This window comes from Blautia sp. DFI.9.10 (assembly GCF_024461705.1).
GTDB lineage: Bacteria > Bacillota > Clostridia > Lachnospirales > Lachnospiraceae > Blautia_A > Blautia_A fusiformis.
Map to the genome: position 1 here is coordinate 1 of NZ_JANGAA010000098.1, position 206 is coordinate 206.

The following is a 206-nucleotide window of genomic DNA, read 5'->3' on the forward strand; positions in this document are numbered from 1 at the left end:
GTTCTTGTCACGCTGATACATGGAATTTACACGCTCCAGCATCATGCCCAGCCATTCCGGTTTGTTGTGCGGAACGATATCCGTGAGATCTCCGGTAAATTCTGCTATATCCCAGGTTCCGTCAGATACCAGATTGTTTTCTGCGATCATGTAAATACCATATTCATCACAGAGACGTTAGATCGGAGATGCATCCGGATAATGAC

At 45.6% G+C, this 206-nt stretch carries 1 pseudogene; it reads right to left on the reverse strand.

What is annotated here, in order from left to right:
• Positions 1 to 206, reverse strand: a pseudogene (locus NE671_RS16135) (glycoside hydrolase family 2 TIM barrel-domain containing protein); the annotation flags it as partial.